Origin of the sequence: Pontivivens marinum (assembly GCF_900231835.1) — a bacterium.
Classification (GTDB): domain Bacteria; phylum Pseudomonadota; class Alphaproteobacteria; order Rhodobacterales; family Rhodobacteraceae; genus Pontivivens; species Pontivivens marinum.
Map to the genome: position 1 here is coordinate 114,524 of NZ_OCTN01000003.1, position 20,332 is coordinate 134,855.

A 20,332-nucleotide genomic window follows, 5' to 3' on the forward strand; every position below is an offset into this window, starting at 1 on the left:
TTATCAGCGACGGCAGGTCTGGAAAAGCGCAACTGCGTATTGCCTACAATCCGAACGAGGCCCACGGGTGATACAGAACCGGTGTGCCCGGCGTGATGTCCTGCGCGCCATCGGGCAATTCGCACAGCCCCTCGGCCCAGCTAAGCCCCGCGATGCGGCCAGACCCCTCGGATGGATAGACCTCGACCTGCCCATCGCGCAGCCGTGCGCGTAAATATTCCCGCCGTCCGGCCCTTTTACGCTTGGAAAAGCCCGCAGGCAGCAACATCCCCGTGGGCGTCGGCCATGGCTGACCGGCCAGTGCCATCAACGCAGGCCGCGCAAAGATCAGCGCACAGACCAGCGCCGCCACCGGATTCCCCGGCAGCCCAAAAATCGGAACTCCGGACCACAGCCCCAGCGCCAGAGGCCGCCCCGGCTTCACAGCAATCCGCCATGTGCGCAGGGCATCCGCCTCACGCAAAGTGGCGGAGATATGATCCTCATCCCCCGCAGATGCGCCGCCAGTGGTCAGGATGGCATCTGCCTGCGCGGCCCCGCGATCCAGCACGGCGCGTACATCGGCGCGATCATCACCAACTATGCCCAGATCGACGACGTGCATTCCCCATTGCCGCAGCAACTGCGCCAACATGGGCCGGTTTGCATCAGGCAGAATAGCAGCGGCATTCGCCCCCGACCATTGCGCCATATCGACAACCTCATCCCCGCTGGACAGGACCGCAACACGCAGCTTTCGACGCACTGCGACTTGGCCCAAGCCACCCGCCGCCAACAGCGCGAGGTCCATTGGGTTCAACTGCCGCCCCGTGGGTAACAGGGCAGCATCCTGCGCAAAATCCTCACCCGCGCGCCGCACATTCGCGCCTGCGCGCAGGGTGTTTTCGAAGCGGATCGCGCCGTTTTCCTGCACAATATCCTCCTGCAAGACCACGGTGTTGCAACCCGCCGGAATTGCCGCACCGGTCAGGATGCGCAGAGCAGAACCGGCCGGAACCGCACCATCATAGGGCACACCCGCCGCTGAACGCCCCTGCACCAATGGCAGGGACGCGATGCCTGATGGCACCGTAGCTGCATCGAATGTGAAACCGTCCACTGCCGAATTTGCCACCACGGGATTGCTGCGCACCGCCACTGCATCCTCGGCCAGAACCCGCCCGCCCGCATCGGCCAGCGGGACATGCTCCTGCCCCACCACGGCGCGCAGCCCGTCGCGCAATTGTTTCAGCGCCGCATCCACAGGCGTCCAATGCACACCCGGCGGCAGGGCAAAGCAATCATTGCGCAGTTTCGGCACCGATCCAGCAACCGGCAGCCCGAGGATCCAGCCCTCCTGCTGCGTCACAACATCCCCCATCGCGCGGATATCGAGCATATCGTTCAGCGCGCCATTGCGATCCAGCGCTGCCAATTGCGAGGCGACGACACGCACCTGTGCCCTGTCTAGAATCTCATCCGGTGCGCGACGGGCCTGAACCTCTGCACTGAACAGGGCGGGGTAAATCTCCGCCAACACCACGTCGCCATCAGGGATGTTACCGCCCGTCTCAAATGGCCAGACCTGCGAGTTGAGCTGGTGGCGCAACCGTTCCAGATGCGCCACCCCGACCAAGGATTGCGAGCCGACCGCCCCCGCACCGGCCAGTTGCCAGACAGGTTTTGCCCCTGATGCACGTGTGTCCACCACCCGCCGTTCAGGCATGCCATGATCCTGCCGCGTATCCTTATACGGAATAGCGGGCCAGCGATCCGCGTGGGATTTCGCCCAGAACGGACCAACCCCGGGTAAGGCGGCGTTTAGCGCGGCGGCAACATCATAGCGATTGTTGGAATTGTCCGGCCCGTCCTGCATCATATCGGCCAGATGCGCCCAGACGGCCAAGGCACCTGCCTGCCCCGTGATCGCCGCAGCAAACCCGTCTGGCCAGCCAAAGGCAAAGTCGAACCCGATCAACACCCGCCGACCGGCGGCGCGGTCCTGCGCGACCATCTGCGCGACATCCGCCATAGCCTGCGCGCGCGTGCGGCAATAGCGTGGCGCCTCATCAACCCCGTCACGGGTGCAGCCGATCCAGATCGCATCCTTGGACGGCACTGCGGGCGACGGGGTCGAGCGGGCCGACCAATCCACCGCGATCACAGTGTCGAAGATCATAGCAGCCCCACCTCGGCCAAGATGAAATCAGCGATGGCGCGGGTATTGTTCAGGTCCAGCACAGGCACGTTCAAACCGGATGGGGTGGCGTCACTGGCCACGGCGCGAATTGTGTCATCCTCAGCCGCAATCAGGGGCTGACCGGTTGCGGCGCGGTGGGCCTCCACCTTGGCATGGCGGTCGCGTTTATACCCTTCGATCAGGATCAGATCGACCGGCTCCAAATGTTCAAGCAGCTCGTCCAGACTAGGCTCCGCATCGCCGCGCAATTCATGCATCAGCGCCCAGCGATTGCGCGAGGCCAGCATAACCTGCTGCGCCCCTGCCGTTCTGTGGCGAAAGCTGTCCTTGCCCGGATGATCCACATCAAAGGAATGATGCGCATGTTTCACGGTCGAGACACTAAACCCCCGCGCCGTGATATCGTCCACCAGCCGCTCAACCAGTGTCGTCTTGCCAGAGTTTTTCCAGCCGGTAATTCCGTAAACCCTCATCCAATGCGCCGCCGTGCTGTGGCCAGATCCTCTGGCGTGTTGACGTTGAAAAACGGTTCCTGTCCGTCAAAGACGACCCTCGCGCAGCCATGGGGATCGGTCCATGCGACAACCTTGCGCGTGCCAGCGGGCAGGGCAGCGCGCAGATCATCGCGCAGGCTGACGGACCACATGCCAAAGGTCGGGTGTTTGTCAAAGCCGCCGCCCTCACGCGCTGTTTCGGCACGGGCTAGCGATTTACCATCCGATACCATGCCCAGCCATAGCCCCCGCACCAACGCATCGGGGAAAAACGGCGTATCCGCCGCCGCCGTTGCGATCAGGTCGAACCCGTTTTCAGCGGCCCAATCCATGCCCGCCAGCACCCCTGCCAGCGGCCCGTCGCGATTGTCATTGGCATCGGCAATAACCGGCAGGCCGTATTCAGCGAACCGCGCCGCATCGCCATTTGCGTTCAGCGCAATCGCCCCGACCTGCGGGTGCAGGCGGTCGATCACATGGGTCAGCAAACTGCGCCCGCCCAGATCCAGCAGCGCCTTATCCCCGCCGCCCATGCGCGTGGCCCGACCACCGGCCAGAATGACGCCTGCAACATTCATCATGATGCGCCCTTTCGGCCCGATTTGCGCGGCTCATCCGCCACATGGGCCAGCTCCGCATCGCACACCAATCTTTCCTCACCCGCCAGACAGACAAAGCGTTTGCCCCGCATCCGCCCGATCAGGGTCAGCCCGACCTGCTGCGCGATTTCCACACCCCATGCGGTAAAGCCTGAGCGGCTGACCAACACGGGAATGCCCATCAGCGCGGTTTTTATGACCATCTCGGATGTCAGGCGGCCGGTGGTGTACAGCATCTTGTCCGCCGCGCTAATGCCGTTCATCCGCATCCAGCCTGCGATCTTGTCCACTGCGTTGTGGCGACCGACATCCTCCATATAGACCAGCGTTTGATCGCCCTGACACAGTACGGTTCCGTGAATCGCCCCTGCCTGCAAATACAAGCTGGGCGTGGTGTTGATCCGCTGGGCCAAGGGGTACAACCACGAGGTCCGCACCTGCCCCGCAGGCAGCGACACGCCCTGCAATCCGTCCATCATATCGCCAAAGACAGTGCCAACCGCACAGCCCGAGGTTCGGGTCTTGCGCTTCAGCTTATCCTCGTAATCGGTGGCGCGATCGGTGCGCACGACGACGGTCTCGGTTTCCTCGTCAAAATCGACGGCGGTAATCACGTCATCCGGCAGCAGCATCCCCTGATTGTTGAGATAGCCAACCGCCAACCAGCGTGGATGATCGCCGATGGTCATCGCGGTCACGATCTCCTGCGAGTTGAGGTAGATTGTCAGCGGCCGTTCCTCGACCACGCGCAGGTCCACCATGCGCCCCTCATGATCGCGCCCCCTCACACCGCGCGTCAGACGGGTATCATCAGGGGTCGGGCCGATCAGATAATCGCTCATTTCGTGTCCTCGCGCATGAACCGCCCATCCCGCAGAAAGGCCGCGACCTGCCGTGCTGCCTCGATGGACAGGGGTAATATTCCGTGCATCGTTTTCGTGACCAAGGCATCCGCGTGGTCGATCCCCAATGCGGAACTGACCGGAACCATGCCATCCGATGGCTCATCAATTCCCCACAGCGCGCTCAGCGGCTCAATCGGGGCGGAACCGGCGATGATGCCCAGATCGCGTGCGACCTCGGGCGGTAGATCGTTCAACCCCATATCCGCCGCCGCCAACCGTTGCAGCGCGGGCCCCATCAGGTCAGCGACCAAGCGGACCTCCTGAAAAAACGCCGCCATGGGTGAGCCCAGATTGGGTGGACCCAACTGAACCACGCGGCCAATCCGGTCGGGGTTCGCGATCTTCAACCGCAGTGACAACACACCGCCCAGCGAATATCCGACCAGATCACAGCCATCCGGCGCCTTTGCATCCAGTTGACGCGACAAATCGGCCTGCGCCTCGGATGGCACAACATGGCGTGAGCGGTAGCTGAGCAAAAAGGGACGAAACCCCGCTGTCTCCAACCGGTTCGCCATGATCATCATGGAACCGGGACCGCGCCCCAACCCATGGATCAGGCCGACGGCGCGGCGGTTCTCGGTCTTGTCTCGCAAATCAGTCATGGTTCGAATTAGGAGCTTTTGCGCGGATATGTCCACAAGATCACACCACTCATCACGATACGTGATTGAGAGGGCACAATTCATGCCTTGGCCATTTGGGCTGAATCGCCAATAGTCCGCCCGACGACGATGGAGCCCCCTATGACCCAAACAATTTCGAGCCCCAGCACCTGGTTCTGGCGCGGCGCACGCGACGGCCTGCCCTTCACATTAGTCGTGGCCCCGTTCGCACTGCTTTTCGGCGTTGTGGCGACAGAGGCGGGTCTGAACCTGCTGGAAACCATGGCAATGACGATCCTGGTTATCGCGGGCGCGGCGCAATTTACCGCAATCGCCCTGATGGTGGATCAGGCCCCGACATTCATCGTGATCCTGACAGCACTCGCCGTAAACCTGCGCATGGCGCTGTATTCCGCATCGATGAGCACCCATTTGGGCACCCTGCCCGTGTGGAAGAAGGCATTTGTCGCCTATTTCCTCGTCGATCAATCCTATGCGGCCTCCATCCTGAAATATGAGCAGCATCCAGAACTGCACCCGCAGTCAAAGCTGGCCTATTTCTTTGGCATCATGGTTCCGATCGGGCCTCTTTGGTACGGCTTCACCCTGATCGGAGCGGTTGCCGGCTCTGCGATTCCGCCAGAATTCGCACTGGATTTTGCGGTGCCAATCACCTTCATCGCGCTGATCGCACCGATGCTGCGCACCATTCCCCATGTTGTCACCGCACTGGTATCCATCACCGTCGCGCTGTTGCTGGTCTGGGTGCCCTATTCCATGGGCCTGATCGTCGCGGCCATCTTCGCCATGGCGGCGGGGGCCGGAACCGAAATCCTGATGGAACGCCGTAAGGGAGCCGCATAATGGATACGTTGAGCATTTGGATCGTTATCGCGGGACTGGGCGCTGGCACCTTCCTGATCCGGTTTTCCTTTCTCGGCATGATGGCTGACCGCACCTTTCCCGACTGGATGATGCGCCTGCTGCGCTACGTTCCTGTCGCGGTGATGCCCGGTCTGGTCGCCCCGCTGGTCGTCTGGCCCGAGGCAACAGGCGGCGCGATGGATCCTGCACGCATGGGCGCGGCCATCGTCGCCTTGGCGATTGGAGCAGCAACCCGCAACACCCTTGGCGCTGTGGGGGGCGGGCTGGTCACGCTCTACCTCTTGCTGTGGCTTTTGTGAGCGGGCACCGGTAATTCTCGTCCTGCACGCACCGTGCGCAGGGCAAAGCTGGACTGCATCTGCGCCACGCCGGGTAGACGGGAAAGATGCTCGCGATGAATACGGGCAAAATCGTCGCTGTCACGGGCCATCACCTTGGCCAGATAATCCGCGGCGCCGGCCATTAGGTGGCATTCAACAACGTCCGGCACCTTTGCGACGGCATCCTCGAACGCGTCCAGCACCTCCTGACTTTGCCCCATCAGGGTGAATTCAACATAAACAACTGTGCGCCGTCCCAGCGCGACAGGGTCTAACCGCGCGCCATAGCCGGAGATTACGCCGCTGGCCTCCAACCGCCGCACCCGTCTGTGGCAGGCAGAGGCAGATAGATTTGCCGCCTCGGCCAATGCCGCATTCGATTGCCGCCCGTCCCGCTGCAATAATGTGAGTATCCTCACATCTTGCGCATCGAAATCCATTTTCGAAGAATTCATTCGCCTCACATCGGTTTGACGCTTCATATGAAGCGTTTTTTCATCCAACACCGTACAACTTCGCAAGCACATTGCACGAAAAATCTCCCATGCTCGATCCATCACAACCCTATGGAGGTTCCAATGCACATCGGCTGCCCGACAGAAATCAAAGTTCGTGAATACCGCGTCGGCCTGACGCCTGCCGCCGTTCAGGCGCTTACAGATCGTGGCCACGACGTAACAATGCAGACCGGCGCCGGTCTGGGTGCAGGCTTTGACGATGCAGATTACATGGCGGCTGGTGCCGTTATGGGCGATGTCGATGCCGTCTTTGCCGCCGATATGATCGTAAAGGTCAAGGAACCCCAAACAGCGGAGCGCGCACGCCTGCGCAAGGGTCAAACCCTGTTCACCTATCTGCACCTCGCCCCTGATACCCCGCAAACCGAGGAGCTGATCGCATCCGGCGCGACCTGCATCGCCTATGAGACCGTGACCGACCGCAATGGCGGCCTGCCCCTGCTGGCCCCGATGTCCGAGGTCGCCGGTCGTCTCGCCCCTCAGGTCGGCGCATGGTCCCTGCAAAAGGCAAATGGCGGGCGCGGCGTCCTGATGGGCGGCGTACCGGGCGTTGGCCCTGCTGATGTTGTCGTGATTGGCGGCGGTGTTGTGGGTACGCATGCAGCGCGCATTGCGGCTGGAATGGGTGCCCGCGTTACCGTTCTGGACCTGTCCCTGCCGCGCATGCGCCAATTGGACGACCAGTTCGGCGGCGTGTTCAGCACCCGCTATGCCAGCCGCGCCAATATACTGGAGCTTTGCGCACAGGCCGACATGATCGTTGGCGCCGTGCTGATCCCCGGTGCCGCCGCACCCAAGCTTTTGTCCCGCGCGGACCTCGCCACACTCAAACCCGGTGCGGTTCTGGTCGATGTGGCAATCGATCAGGGCGGTTGCTTTGAAACGTCCAAGGCGACAACCCATGATGAGCCGATCTACGAGGTGGATGGCGTCATCCACTATTGCGTGGCCAACATGCCGGGCGCGGTTGCGCGCACATCGACCATCGCGCTTGGCAATGCCACGATGCCCTTCGTGCTGGCCCTCGCCGATAAGGGCTGGAAAGCAGCCTGCGCCGCCGATGCCCACCTTGCTGCGGGCCTGAATGTGCACGAAGGCATCATCACGAACGAGGCTGTGGCCGCTGCCCAAAACCTCGACTGGGTCACGCCAGCGAGCCTGCTGTAATAAATAGGGCCGCAGATTTTCACCCGCAGCCCTATCGCATTCTGGAAATATCCCCGCCGGAGGCATCCCACCTCCGGCGGATCTGTTTAACCTTGGTTGTTGCGCGCCAACAGGTCGCGAATGTCAGCCAACAGCTCCTCTTGCGTTGGTCCGGCAGGTGCAGCAGGTGCCGCCGCTTCTTCTTCCTTCGCAGCAGATTCCTTTGCGCGGTTCACGGCCTTCACCAGCAGGAACACAACGAAGGCAATGATGACGAAGTTGATGACCGCATTGATGAACGAGCCATAGGCGAACACAGCCGCACCAGCCTCCCGCGCCTCAACCAGCGAGGTGTACTCGGAGCCATCCATCTCAACAAACAGGTTCTCGAAATCAACACCGCCGGTGAACAGGCCAACGAAAGGATTGATCAAGTCTTTAACAACCGACTGAACAATCGCCGTGAAGGCTGCGCCGATGATGATACCAACAGCCATGTCCATGACATTGCCCTTGGCGATGAACTTCTTGAATTCTTGCAGCATCCCCTGCTCCTTTAGCGATCCGTTTCGATGGGCAACCCTTAGCGGAAGATTGTTGCGGGTCAAGAAACAACCAGCCAATCCCAAACTGCCCCTACGTCCGCCTTACGAACAGGTACATGGCTGAAAACACCCATTTGATGCAGCATGATTACGTTTTCGCGACCATGCATTGGTTATCGCGGCGGCACAGATTACCTTGGGTCAGAACTCACATAGGAAACGATAATGCCCGCATTGCACGACCACCCGATTTCGAAACTACGCCCAGCCCAGCACCCTGACCGGATTCAGCTCTATTCGTTCCCGACCCCCAACGGCATCAAGATTTCTGCTATGCTTGAGGAAAGCGGCCTGCCCTATGAGGCGCATACGATCAGCATTCGTACCGGCGATCAGATGACGCCCGAATTTCTGGCCTTGAACCCCAACAACAAGATTCCCGCCCTGATCGACCCTAACGGCCCTGATGGTGAAGCTGTTGCCATCTTTGAAAGCGGCGCGATGCTGCTCTACCTCGCTGAAAAATCGGGAAAGTTCCTGCCCTCCGATCCCGTCAAAAAGGGCGAGGTGCTCAGCTGGCTGATGTGGCAAATCGGCGGGTTTGGCCCGATGTTGGGGCAGTTCGGGCACTTCAACAAATTCGCGGTCGGCAAGACGACCGACAGCTATGCCGGTGATCGTGCCAAGGACGAGGCAAAGCGTCTGCTGCGCGTGCTGGATGCGCAGCTAGAGGGCAAGGACTTCATCGCCGCCGGTGAATATACCATTGCCGATATGGCAATTTGGCCGTGGATCAGGGCTATCGAGTTTTACGAGGGTGTCGAGGTGCTGGACCTTGCCAGCTACACCAATGTTACCCGCTACCGTGATCTGCATTCCGCCCGCCCGGCCAGTCAGTTGGCTGTGAACATCCCCCCGCGCGAGGTTTGATCCCTATTGCATGCGGGCGACCGGTTCGCCTGCATGCATCCCCGCCGCGATCTTCTCTGCCATCATGATTGTCGGCGCGTTGGTGTTGCCGCCAATCAATGTCGGCATCAACGATGCATCGACCACCCGCAACCCCGCGACCCCATTCACACGCCCCTGCGGATCACAGGGCGCATCCGTATCGGTGCCCATCCGGCACGTACCAACAGGGTGATAAATCGTATCGGCGCGGGCGCGAATATGCTGCATTAGCTCCTCATCACTGGTGACGCCATCTGTATAAATCTCGGCCGTGCGCCACGCCTGCATTGTTGAGGTATCCATGATCCGCCGCATCAATTTCGTAGCGGCCAGCAATCCCTGCGCATCGCGTTCATCGGACAGGAAGTTCGGATCGATCAGCGGCGCATCCCGCATATTCGCACTGGCCAACCGGACCGTGCCCCGCGATTTCGGGCGCAAAATGCAGGCATGGCAGGAGTAGCCGTAGCCCAAATGCAGCTTGCGCACGTGGTCATCAACAATGGCCGGAACGAAGTGCAATTGCACATCGGGTCGATCCAGATTCGGATCGGTTTTGAGGAACGCGCCTGCCTCCGACCCCGGGCTGGCGATCATGCCGGTGCCGTCCTTGCGCCATTTCAGAATTTCACGCAGCAGGTGTCTGGTTCCTGCGATGCCGAGCCCTAGGCCATTCGTATCATTGGTTTTATAACTGAGCACAAAGTCGAGGTGATCCTGCAAATTACCGCCGACCTGCGCCGCATCATGGATCACCGGAATGCCCAAATCCCGTAAATGCACCGCCGGTCCGATGCCAGACGCCTGCAACAATTGGGGGGAACCGAACGCACCGGCGCACAGGATGACCTCTCGTCGCGCATGGACGGTTTTGCGGCCGCCTTTGCTATAATCCACGCCCGTCGCGCGGGGGCCGTCAAAGGTGATCCTCTCGACGCGCGCCTTTGTAATCACGTGCAAATTCGGTCGTGTCATGGCGTCATGCAGATATGCCGCAGCGGCGGAGCAACGCTGACCCGCCTTGGGCCCATCCGCGAATTGCGTGACCTGCCACAGTCCGACGCCCTGCTGCTGCGGCCCGTTAAAGTCGTCATTGCGGGGCAATTGCAGTTCGTCAGAAGCCTCCAGAAAGGCCTGCGTTACGTTGCGCGGGGTGCGTTGATCGCTGACGGATAGCGGACCATCAGCGCCGCGCAGGGCGTCCGCGCCACGGCTGTTCCCCTCGGATTTCAGGAAATATGGCAGCACCTCGGACCAGCTCCAACCGGTCGCGCCATTGGCGGCCCACTCGTCATAATCCGCCTGATGACCGCGAATGTAAATCATTGCGTTTATTGCAGAACTTCCACCCAAGGCACGCCCTCGCGGTTGGAAACCACGGCGGTTGTTCAGGTGTTTTTGCGGGGTGGTTTTATAGGCGTAATTGTTGATTTTGGGGCGACCGGAAATCATGCCGATTACGCCCATTGGTGCGCGGACCAGCAGGTCGCGGCCCTCTCCCCCCGCCTCGATCAAGCAGACGGATATGGCCGGATCCTCGCTGAGGCGGGCGGCCATAACGCAGCCGGCGGACCCGCCGCCGACGATAACGTAATCGAATTCCATGACGCTTCCCCTGATTTTTTAGGAAAGCGTGGCAGGGAATTCTTAATCGGGCAACTGTCCGGTCAGCACATAGCGCAGCATATCCACGACCTGACGTGGCGTTTCACATACGGCATTGGCGGCGGCGTCCACTTCCTTTAGCGCGTGGGCATGTTCCGAGTTATGCATCACGATCAGGGACTTACCCAAAGCGGCAGCATAGCCCGCATCGAATGCAGCGTTCCATTGCTTGTATTTTTCGCCAAAGCGGACGACGACGATGTCGGCCTCCTCGATGCCCTTGCGCGTACGCATGGCGTTAAGGCTTGCGCCCTTACGATCATGCCAGAACTTGTTGGATTCCGCGCCTAGAATAGCCACGCCGCAATCATCCGACGCCGCGTGATCCGTCACGGGCGCGGAGAAGGAGACGGACAGATCGGCGGCTGCCTCGGCGATTTCGTCGCGCCAGTCGCTGTGGATTTCGCCCGAAAGGTAAACGGTCAAATGCATTTGGTTAACTCCTGTTTTTGCCGGCTGCTATGGAGCTGCTTTCAGGCTGCTCTATGGCTGGCAAGATTTCGAGGGACCACAGGCGTTAGGAAATCCTAACGCCCGCAGCGTTGCTTATTTCGGGGTGAAGCCACCACCGGTCGGCGTGTCCAGCCAGTAGGTATCGCCCGGTGCCATTTCGGTGCGGTCGGCGGATTTCAAACGCTCGATCCGGCCATCGGCGCGCGTGATGCGGCTGGTGCCAACTTCACCTGCGCTGCCATCCTCAAGCCCGGGGGGCGGAACCACGCGGTGGCCCGACAGGACGGCCAGCGTCATATCCTCAAGGAAACGAATCCGGCGTGTGGTACCGTCGCCACCACGAAACGCACCCGCACCGCCTGTATCGCGGCGCAGGCTGAATTCATCCAGCACAACGGGGAAGCGCCATTCCAGAACCTCTGGATCGGTCAGGCGCGAATTGGTCATATGCGTGTGCACACCCCCCGTTCCCGCATGGCCGGTTCCGTCGGTCAAACGCCCAGCGCCGGAACCGCCGCAGATCGTTTCGTAATACTGATAGGTCGCATTGCCCCAAGTGGTGTTGTTCATGGTGCTTTGCGCCGCCGCCTGCACGCCCAGCGCCAGCAGCAGGGCCGAGGTGACGGCCTGCGATGTTTCGACATTGCCCGCGATAACCGCCGCCGGATATTGTGGTGACAGCATTGTGCCCGAGGGCAGGATGACCTTGAGCGGCTTCATCACGCCCTCGTTCATCGGGATGTCGTCATCCACCAGCAGGCGGAACACATACAGCACCGCCGCCATCGTCACCGGCTCTGGCGCGTTATAGTTCGTGGCCAGCTGCCCCGTGGTGCCGGTGAAATCAACGGTGGCGGTGCGGGCGTCGCGGTCCACCGTGATCTTGACCCGAATTTCGCGGGCATTGCCGTCAAAGTCGGGATCCATCGGGTAGACATATTCGGCATCATGCAGGGTCTGGATCGCGCGGCGGACGCATTCCTCGGCGTTGTTTTGCACGTGCTGCATATAGGCGCTGACCACGTCCAGACCGAACAGGGAAACCATGCGGTGCAGTTCGGATGCGCCCTTGGCACAACTGGCCACCTGCGCCTTTAGATCCGCGATATTGGTATCGACGGCGCGCACGGGGTGTTCGGCTGACAGCAGCAGGTCGCGGGTTTCGGCTTCGCGGAAGTGACCGGCATCGACCAGTTTCCAGTTGTCGATCAGCGCTCCCTCATCATGGATGGTGCGGCTATCGGGCGGCATGGACCCCGGGGTCAGACCACCAACATCGGTATGGTGCCCACGGGCCGAGGTGAAGAACAGCAGATCACCCGCATCCGAGAAGACCGGCTGCACCACCGTAATATCGGGCAAGTGCGTGCCGCCATTATAGGGGGCGTTCAGGACATACACATCGCCAGCGCCCATTTCGGGGTTTTGCGCGATGATCGCCTTTACACTCGCGCCCATCGAACCAAGGTGGACCGGCATGTGCGGCGCATTGGCAATCAGGTCGCCCGCCGCGTCAAAGATCGCGCAGGAGAAATCCAGACGCTCCTTGATCGTGACCGAGGCAGCGGTGTTTTCCAGCACGGCGCCCATCTGCTCCGCGATCGACATGTAGAGGTTGTTGAACACCTCCAGCATCACCGGATCAGCCTGTGTGCCGATAGCGTGCGCGTCGGTGCGCGCGGCGATGCGGTGCAGGGTCACGTGGTCATGGGCGGTGATGCGCGCCTGCCAGCCCGGCTCGATCGTGATGGAGGTGTGTTTTTCCACCAGCACAGCAGGGCCGGTCAGGGTGTCGCCGGGGCGCAGGACCTCACGCTTCACAAAGCGGGCATCGTGCCAACCGCCAACATAGATCGGAGCGGTCAGCGCGGTGCCGTAGGATTCGTCGCGGGTGCTCGTTTCCAGCGTTGGCTCGGACAGGTCGGCGGCCTCTCCTACGGCCTCAACCGCGACGCTTTCGATCACCAGCGGGGCGTCGGGGGAGGCAAAGCCGAAGCGTTGCTGATGCGCGGTGTCGAACGCGACGCGCAGTTCGTCCAGGGCGGCGAACGGGATCGGAAGCGCGGTGTCGGTTCCCTGTACCTTTAGGTTCAGGATACGCTCATACCGCACAGCACTGTTGGGCACGCCCTGCGCCATAACTTCGTCGGAGGTTTGGGCGGAGAGGGCCTCGATAATATTCGCGGCTTCAAGGCGGGTGGTGTCGTCCAGCACAGCCTCAACCGCCTGCTGGCGTGCAGCGCGGATATCGGCGAGGCCCATGCCATATGCCGATAGCAGAGACGCGAACGGGTGGATCAGGCAGGTTTCCATGCCCAGCGTATCGGCAATTGCACAGGCATGCTGTGCCCCTGCCCCGCCAAACACGGTCAGGCAGTATTTCGAGACCTCATAGCCGCGCTGAACCGAGATTTTCTTGATCGCATTGGCCATGTTTTCGACCGCGATGCGCAGGAAGCCGTCGGCCAGTTCCTCGGCTGTTTTGCCGGTTTGTTGGGCCAGCACCTCAAACGCGGCCTTGGTCGCGGCGAGGTCCAGCGGTTGGTCGGCATTGGGGCCAAAGATCGCGGGGAAGAATTCGGGGCGCAGCTTACCCGTCATCACATTCGCATCGGTCACGGCCAGCGTGCCGCCACGGCCATAGCAGGCGGGGCCGGGATCGGCGCCAGCACTCTCTGGCCCCACGCGCATACGTTGGCCGTCAAAGGTCAGCAGGCTGCCCCCGCCCGCAGCAACGGTGTGGATGTTCATCATCGGGGCGGTGATGCGCACGCCCGCGACCTCGGTATTCAGGACACGTTCGAAATCACCGGCGAAGTGGCAGACATCGGTGGAGGTGCCGCCCATGTCGAAGCCGATGATCCGGTCGAACCCTGCGATTTCCGAGGTACGCACAGCGCCGACCACACCACCGGCGGGGCCGGAGAGGATCGCGTCTTTACCCTGAAACAGCCGCGCATCGGTCAGACCGCCGCTGGACTGCATGAACATCAGTTTGCCCGCAGGATCACCGTCAAAGGCTTGGGCCACGCGGTCAACGTAGCGGCGCAGGATCGGGGACAGGTAGGCGTCAACGACGGTGGTGTCGCCGCGACTAACCATCTTCATCAGAGGGGAAACCTCGTGGCTGACCGAAACCTGTGGGAAGCCGATTTCGCGGGCAATTTCAGCCGCCTGTGCCTCATGCGCGGTATGGCGGTAGCCGTGGACGAACACGATGGCCAGCGCGTCGATGCCATCGGCGTAAAGGCGTTCCAGATCGGCGCGCAGTTGCACGGGGTCCAATGCTTGCTCAACAGTACCATCGGCGCGCACACGCTCCTGCGCCTCAACCACGTCATCATACAGCATTTCGGGCAGCACGATGTGGCGGTCAAACAGGCGCGGGCGGTGCTGATAGGCGAGGCGTAGCTGATCGCGCAGGCCGCGTGTGATGACCAGCGCGGTACGGTCGCCCTTGCGCTCCAACAGCGCATTGGTGGCGACGGTCGTGCCCATTTTGACCGCGCCAACGCGGCTCAACGGGATTTGGGCGTCGGGTGCGATGTCCAGAAAGCGGCGAATACCGGCCAAGGCGGCGTCGGTATATTGCTCGGGGTTTTCAGACAGCAGCTTGGCCGTCTCCAGCCCGCCATCGGGGCGGCGTGCCACGATATCCGTAAAGGTGCCGCCACGATCAATCCAGAAATCCCAATTGCCACTCATGTTATGCTCTTTGCGCTGTACCAAAACCGGCCCTAGTCTTGGACCGTGAAATGCAGAAGGGCAAGCGATGCAGACCATAGTGCGCAATGCGGAGGCGCGGGATGTGCCGCGCATTGAATCCATCTGGAACCAGATTATCGCAGACACAACCGCCACATTCACCACGCAGGCCAAGGATCTGGACGGGTGGCTGGCGCAAAAATCCGCTGCGGGTGAGCCGGTTCTGGCCTGTGATCGGGGTGGTGAATGCGTCGGGTTCGCCACCTATGGCCCGTTTCGCGGTGGGCCGGGTTATCTGCATATTGCCGAGCATACGTTGATGTTAGGCCCCGATGCGCGCGGCACGGGCGGCGGGCGTGCCCTGCTGAACGGCCTGATTGATATCGCCCGTGTGCAGGGTAAATCCGCGCTGATCGGCGGCATTAGCGGCGAAAACGAAGCCGCGCTGAAATTCCACTCCGCTATGGGATTCGCCGAGGTTGGGCGCGTGCCGAATGCAGGGCGTAAATTCGGTCGGCAGATGGATTTGGTACTGATGCATCGCGCGCTGTAGCGCCCCCGATGAACTGATCGTGATGGAATGCATAAGCAATTCGCGTTGGACCGGATGAGGTCTGGCGCGCAGTGTCCGCGCTATACCAGCAACGGGAGAGTACGGATGGATGTGCAGCGATTGGCCGCCTTTGCGGATGGGAATCAGGGCGGAAATCCGGCGGGGGTTGTGATTGGCGACACCCTACCCGATGCGGAAACCATGCAGCGCATCGCGACCGAGGTTGGTTATTCCGAGACCGCCTTTGCCGCCCCTGATGGCGATCACTGGACCGTTCGATATTTCGCACCCGTGGGCGAGGTTCCGTTTTGCGGCCATGCCACCGTTGCACTGGGCGCCGCATTGGGACGGCAATTCGGTGCAGGCTCGTTCGCGCTGAACACACAGGCAGGCCCCGCCGCCGTGCGGGCCGAGGCAGATGGCGATGATTGGCAGGCGGAGCTAACATCGCCGCCCACGTGGCATGACGAACCCCATGCGGGCATGATTACACGCTCGATGGAATTGTTCGGTTTGACCGGTGGTGATTTGGCCGAGGGGTCGCGCCCCGTTCGGGCCCATGCGGGGGCGGACCATCTGATTTTCACCTTGGCCGACCGGAACTGTCTGGCCGATATGTCCTATAATCTGGAGGCCGGCGGCGCATTGATGCGTGAGGCGGGGCTGGTCACGATCTCGCTGATTTATGTGGCGCAGGACGGCGTGGTGCATTCGCGCAATCCATTTGCATCGGGCGGAGTGATGGAGGATCCGGCAACGGGGGCCGCAGCGGCCGCGCTGGTCGGGTGGTGGCGTGATGCGGGTATTCGCACAGGTCGCATCGAAATCGCCCAAGGGCACGATATGGGTGTGCCCAGCAGGCTGTTTGCCACCGCCCTGCCCCAGCACGGTGCAGGTGTTCGCGTCGCAGGTCGCGTTCGCGTGATCTAAGCAGTTGCCACATCTAGTAGTTTCGCTGGATTCTGCTATGGTTGGTCCATGTCGATCTGGACCCGTATAACAGAAGCAATTTCAGCCCTTCGCGCAGGTGAGGGGTTGTCTGCTGTGTTTGAAAAGCTCAGCACGCCGCCGCAGCGGTCTGTTGGCTTTACCATCGCCGTCATCGCATTGGGCGCCAAAATGGCCAAGGCAGACGGTCAGGTCACCCGTGATGAGGTTACCGCCTTCCGCGAGGTGTTTCACATCGCCCCCGAGCATGAGGCAAAGGCCGCGCGAATCTTTGACATGGCGCGCCTCGATTCCGCAGGGTTCGAGGCATATGCCACCCAGATCGCGCGCATGCTGGCCCATGATGAGGCCGTGCGGCAGGATTTGCTGGAGGGTCTGTTCCACATCGCCGCTGCCGATGGTGTATATCATCCGGCGGAGGACGAGTTCCTGCACCGCGTCGCCGATATCTTTGGAATCGGTGAGCGCTGTTTCCGTGCGATTCGCGCCCGTCAGGTCGTCGATGCGGAGCCGGACCCCTATGATGTGCTGGGCGTCACGCCGGATATGGAGCTAAAGGACATGCGCAGTCGTTGGCGCGAGCTGGTCCGCGACACCCATCCCGACCGCATGATTGCCCGTGGCGTACCCGAGGAAGCCGTCATGTTGGCGACCAAGCGGATGGCCGCAATTAACCGCGCATGGGAAGACGTACAGCAGGAGCGTAGCGCGGCCTGAATCGTCACGCAGCACGCTATTGTTGAAAGTTTTTCAAAAAATCTCGAAACCATTCTGACGCTCGCGTCGTTATCCAACCACATCCGCACTAACGGACATCATGTCGTTACAGCGTCAAATAAGGGAGAGAGCCAGTATGGATTTTGCGCATTGCACAACACCGCCGCTGGCATCTTTGCAACGGGAGGGCAGGTTTTGAATGTGATTCTAGATACCGTGGGCCGTTCCGTGCTTGATCTGTAACGCCGGACAGCCGATGGTGTGCGAGAGCCGCGATTTTCGCGGTCGCGACTAACGATTATGATACAACGTGTTGGCGGATACACCGTTCGCCAACATTCCTGAAACAAGAGCGCACTGCGGGTTGAATGTAACGTTCAGCTGCGGCCGATGCTGAAATGCATCAGTTGACAAAATTCGGAGTGGCGCGATTGCGTGATGCTGTACAAATTTCAATTTTTACAGCGTTCTAACTTGGATGGTCTAGCGAATTTGCTGGGCCGAAATCACCTCTAACAAAGAATGGAGAGAGGGATGAAAACTGCTTCCGTAATGATGATCGGCGCGGCTGCGTTCCTGGCAGCATGTGCAAGCGAGGCGCCTCAGACCGCTTCGGCACCTGCACCGGCACCTGTTGTTGCAACCGATTACACAGTCTACTTCGCGTTCAACCGCGCTGACCTGTCCGAGCTGGGCGCACAGACTGTTTCCGACGCATCCGGCGCTGCTGCAAACGCAACATCCGTATCCGTTGTTGGTCACACCGACACTGTTGGTTCCGTGGCATACAACCAGTCGCTTTCCGAAGCACGCGCAGCAACTGTTGTTGGCGCACTGGTCGGCAACGGCGTTAACCCTGCTATCGTAACTGCTTCCGGCCGTTCCGAGCTGGATCTGGCTGTTGCAACTGCTGACGGCGTTCGTGAAGCACGTAACCGTCGCGTTGAAATCAGCGTTGACGGCATTGCTGCTCCAGCAGCACCAGTCGAGTATGACTGCGTGATCGTTGCTTCCGATGGCCTCTGCGAAGCAGCAGCGTCCACCGCTGAAGGCATCGTCCTGAAGTAATTCGGGCGGCGGCCATCGGTCGTCACTCAGATTAACGGAAACGCCCTGACAGAAATGTCGGGGCGTTTTTGTATCCGGCACCGCGTAATTGCGAAGTCCCCGCGATGAATTCGGCACAGCACGCAGTGACGCCATTGCCTGTTCCCCCATCCGACTTACCTGAGATATCGAGTGATGAAATATCGCATTTGGAGCACGCTATGACCCCGACCCTATCCCTTCGCCCGATGACATACCTGCAACCCGCCGAGGGTGGCGCCGGTGATGGCATGGCTGATTTGCCTGAATGGGATTTTTCCGCGCTATATGCAGGTCAGGATGATCCCAAAATTGCGGATGATCTGAAATGGCTGGGTGAGGAAGCGGAGCGTTTCCGGACCGATTACGAGGGCAACCTGTCGGAAAAGACTGCTGCCGCATTGGGCACCTGCATTCAGCGGTACGAGGGGATGCAATCCGTGATGGGCCGCATCATGTCCTTTGCCGGATTGCGGTACTATCAAAACACCACCGATTCAGATCGCGCGAAATTCATGTCCGACATGCAGGACAAGATCACCACGATCTCGTCCAATCTGGTGTTCTTTAGCCTTGAGATGAACCGCATCGACGATGAACCCTTTGCGATGTTGGTTGAGCAGGACGAAACGCTGAAACGCTATCGCCCTGTTCTGGACCGTATGCGCGCGATGAAGCCCTATCAGTTGAGCGATGAGCTGGAGACATTCCTGCACGATCAATCTGTGGTCGGTGCCGCCGCGTGGAATCGCCTGTTTGATGAGACGATGGCCGGTCTGGAATTCGATGTGGATGGTGAGACGCTCAGCCTTGAGGCGACGCTGAACTGCCTCAGCGATACGGATCGTGCGCGGCGCGAGGTGGCGACCCATGCCCTGATCGCGGTGTTCCGTGACCAGCTGCCCCTGTTTGCGCGCATCACCAACACGTTGGCCAAGGAAAAGGAAATCGACGACCGCTGGCGCAAGCTGCCCACCCCGCAGGCCGCGCGCCACCTGTCCAACCATGTTGAGCCGGAGGTTGTTCAGGCCCTGCGCGACGCCGTGGTCGCCGCCTATCCCCGCCTGAGCCATCGCTATTACGCGCTAAAGGCAAAGTGGCTGGGTCTGGAAACCATGCAGGTTTGGGATCGCAACGCGCCCCTGCCGATCACCGATGACCGCGTGATTTCGTGGGATGAGGCAAAGCAGACCGTGATGGATGCCTATTCCGGCTTCGATCCGCGCATGGCGGAGCTGGCCGAGCCGTTCTTTACCGAGGGTTGGATCGACGCACCGGTTAAGCCGGGTAAAGCACCCGGTGCATTTGCGCACCCGACCGTTGTGGATGCCCATCCGTTCGTCATGCTGAACTATCTGGGCAAGCAGCGCGACGTGATGACCCTAGCGCATGAGCTGGGCCATGGCGTGCATCAGCGCCTCGCCGCGAAACAGGGTGAGATGCTGTCCTCGACCCCGCTGACACTCGCCGAAACCGCCAGTGTGTTTGGTGAGATGCTGACCTTCCGCAAGTTGCTGGAGGGTAAGGAAGGCAATGAGCGTAAGGCGCTGTTGGCGTCCAAGGTTGAGGACATGATCAACACCGTCGTGCGCCAGATTGCGTTCTACGATTTCGAGTGCAAATTGCATGCCGCCCGCCGTGAGGGTGAGCTGACACCGGACGACATCAATGCCATCTGGATGAGCGTTCAGGCCGAAAGCCTAGGCCCGGTCTTCGATTTCGTTGAGGGGTATGAGACGTTCTGGACCTATGTTCCGCACTTCATACACTCGCCGTTCTACGTCTATGCCTATGCGTTTGGCGATGGCCTGGTGAATGCGCTTTATGCCGTTTACGAGGAGGGCGATGCGGACTTCCAGGAGAAGTATTTCGCCATGTTGGAGGCAGGTGGCTCCAAGCATCACAAGGAGCTGTTGGCCCCGTTCGGGCTGGACGCGAGCGACCCTAAATTCTGGGATAAGGGCCTGAGCGTCATCGAAAGCCTGATTGATGAGCTGGAGGCGATGGAGGGCTGATATCGTTTCAGCCCCAACCATAACGGCCCGCGTTTAACCACGC

The 20,332-nt window shown here is 60.7% G+C and carries 19 protein-coding genes; 9 read left to right on the top strand and 10 right to left on the bottom strand.

The window, feature by feature from the left end:
* Positions 1-43 precede the first annotated feature (43 nt).
* From CR254_RS09580 to CR254_RS09600, 5 genes are read right to left on the bottom strand one after another with little or no spacing between them, the layout of a single operon-like run.
* Complete coding sequence (locus CR254_RS09580; protein WP_097929640.1) at positions 44-2,158, bottom strand: molybdopterin-binding protein; 2,115 nt, start codon at positions 2,156-2,158, stop codon at positions 44-46.
* Entirely contained in the window at positions 2,155-2,652 is a 498-nt protein-coding gene (gene mobB / locus CR254_RS09585; protein WP_097929641.1) for a molybdopterin-guanine dinucleotide biosynthesis protein B, read from the bottom strand. Before mobB ends, CR254_RS09580 begins: the two co-directional genes overlap by 4 nt.
* Positions 2,649-3,254, bottom strand: a complete 606-nt coding sequence (gene mobA / locus CR254_RS09590) for a molybdenum cofactor guanylyltransferase MobA (RefSeq protein ID WP_245851549.1) — start codon at positions 3,252-3,254, stop codon at positions 2,649-2,651. Before mobA ends, mobB begins: the two co-directional genes overlap by 4 nt.
* Complete coding sequence (locus CR254_RS09595) at positions 3,251-4,114, bottom strand: formate dehydrogenase accessory sulfurtransferase FdhD (RefSeq protein WP_097929642.1); 864 nt, start codon at positions 4,112-4,114, stop codon at positions 3,251-3,253. Before CR254_RS09595 ends, mobA begins: the two co-directional genes overlap by 4 nt.
* Positions 4,111-4,782 carry a lipase family protein gene (locus CR254_RS09600; protein WP_097929643.1) on the bottom strand — a complete coding sequence of 224 codons (672 nt, stop codon included), beginning with the start codon at positions 4,780-4,782 and terminating at the stop codon, positions 4,111-4,113. The genes CR254_RS09595 and CR254_RS09600 overlap by 4 nt, the downstream gene beginning before the upstream one ends.
* 141 nt (positions 4,783-4,923) lie before the next feature.
* Here CR254_RS09600 and CR254_RS09605 point away from each other — a divergent pair, with 141 nt between their 5' ends.
* Together CR254_RS09605 and CR254_RS09610 are read left to right on the top strand one after the other, a co-directional pair.
* Positions 4,924-5,646, top strand: coding sequence for an AzlC family ABC transporter permease (locus tag CR254_RS09605; protein WP_097929644.1), 723 nt, complete (start codon positions 4,924-4,926; stop codon positions 5,644-5,646).
* Positions 5,646-5,966: an AzlD domain-containing protein gene (locus tag CR254_RS09610; RefSeq protein WP_097929645.1), complete on the top strand. Its 321-nt coding sequence runs from the start codon at positions 5,646-5,648 to the stop codon at positions 5,964-5,966. Before CR254_RS09605 ends, CR254_RS09610 begins: the two co-directional genes overlap by 1 nt.
* On the opposite strand, the gene CR254_RS09615 is transcribed toward CR254_RS09610, so the two are convergent.
* Entirely contained in the window at positions 5,942-6,427 is a 486-nt protein-coding gene (locus CR254_RS09615) for an Lrp/AsnC family transcriptional regulator (protein ID WP_097929646.1), read from the bottom strand. The two genes, CR254_RS09610 and CR254_RS09615, sit on opposite strands and share 25 nt — an antisense overlap.
* Before the next feature lie 138 nt (positions 6,428-6,565).
* Between CR254_RS09615 and ald the strand changes: the two genes are divergently transcribed.
* A complete protein-coding gene (gene ald / locus CR254_RS09620) occupies positions 6,566-7,672 on the top strand; it encodes an alanine dehydrogenase (protein WP_097929647.1) in 1,107 nt (368 codons plus the stop codon).
* Between the two features lie 86 nt (positions 7,673-7,758).
* Here the strand turns inward: ald and mscL are convergent, their stop codons facing one another.
* Positions 7,759-8,196: a large conductance mechanosensitive channel protein MscL gene (gene mscL, locus CR254_RS09625; protein WP_097929648.1), complete on the bottom strand. Its 438-nt coding sequence runs from the start codon at positions 8,194-8,196 to the stop codon at positions 7,759-7,761.
* Positions 8,197-8,421: 225 nt separating this feature from the next.
* Between mscL and CR254_RS09630 the strand changes: the two genes are divergently transcribed.
* Positions 8,422-9,126, top strand: coding sequence for a glutathione S-transferase N-terminal domain-containing protein (locus tag CR254_RS09630; RefSeq protein WP_097929649.1), 705 nt, complete (start codon positions 8,422-8,424; stop codon positions 9,124-9,126).
* A gap of 3 nt (positions 9,127-9,129) precedes the next feature.
* On the opposite strand, the gene CR254_RS09635 is transcribed toward CR254_RS09630, so the two are convergent.
* The 3 genes from CR254_RS09635 to CR254_RS09645 form a co-directional block, all read right to left on the bottom strand.
* Positions 9,130-10,752 carry a GMC family oxidoreductase gene (locus CR254_RS09635; RefSeq protein WP_097929650.1) on the bottom strand — a complete coding sequence of 541 codons (1,623 nt, stop codon included), beginning with the start codon at positions 10,750-10,752 and terminating at the stop codon, positions 9,130-9,132.
* A 42-nt stretch (positions 10,753-10,794) separates the two neighbouring features.
* Entirely contained in the window at positions 10,795-11,244 is a 450-nt protein-coding gene (locus CR254_RS09640) for a YtoQ family protein (protein WP_097929651.1), read from the bottom strand.
* 114 nt (positions 11,245-11,358) lie between these two features.
* Entirely contained in the window at positions 11,359-14,970 is a 3,612-nt protein-coding gene (locus CR254_RS09645; protein ID WP_097929652.1) for a hydantoinase B/oxoprolinase family protein, read from the bottom strand.
* A gap of 67 nt (positions 14,971-15,037) precedes the next feature.
* Here CR254_RS09645 and CR254_RS09650 point away from each other — a divergent pair, with 67 nt between their 5' ends.
* The 5 genes from CR254_RS09650 (at position 15,038) to CR254_RS09670 (ending at position 20,289) form a co-directional block, all read left to right on the top strand.
* Positions 15,038-15,523 carry a GNAT family N-acetyltransferase gene (locus CR254_RS09650; protein ID WP_097929653.1) on the top strand — a complete coding sequence of 162 codons (486 nt, stop codon included), beginning with the start codon at positions 15,038-15,040 and terminating at the stop codon, positions 15,521-15,523.
* Between the two features lie 105 nt (positions 15,524-15,628).
* The gene (locus CR254_RS09655) at positions 15,629-16,453 is read left to right on the top strand and encodes a PhzF family phenazine biosynthesis protein (protein ID WP_097929654.1); all 825 of its coding nucleotides are present in this window, start codon (positions 15,629-15,631) and stop codon (positions 16,451-16,453) included.
* A gap of 48 nt (positions 16,454-16,501) precedes the next feature.
* Positions 16,502-17,188 (top strand): molecular chaperone DjiA, encoded by a 687-nt coding sequence (locus CR254_RS09660; protein ID WP_097929655.1) that lies wholly within the window; start codon positions 16,502-16,504, stop codon positions 17,186-17,188.
* Between the two features lie 534 nt (positions 17,189-17,722).
* Entirely contained in the window at positions 17,723-18,256 is a 534-nt protein-coding gene (locus CR254_RS09665) for an OmpA family protein (protein ID WP_281252991.1), read from the top strand.
* Between the two features lie 227 nt (positions 18,257-18,483).
* A complete protein-coding gene (locus CR254_RS09670; protein ID WP_097929851.1) occupies positions 18,484-20,289 on the top strand; it encodes a M3 family oligoendopeptidase in 1,806 nt (601 codons plus the stop codon).
* Positions 20,290-20,332: the final 43 nt, after the last annotated feature.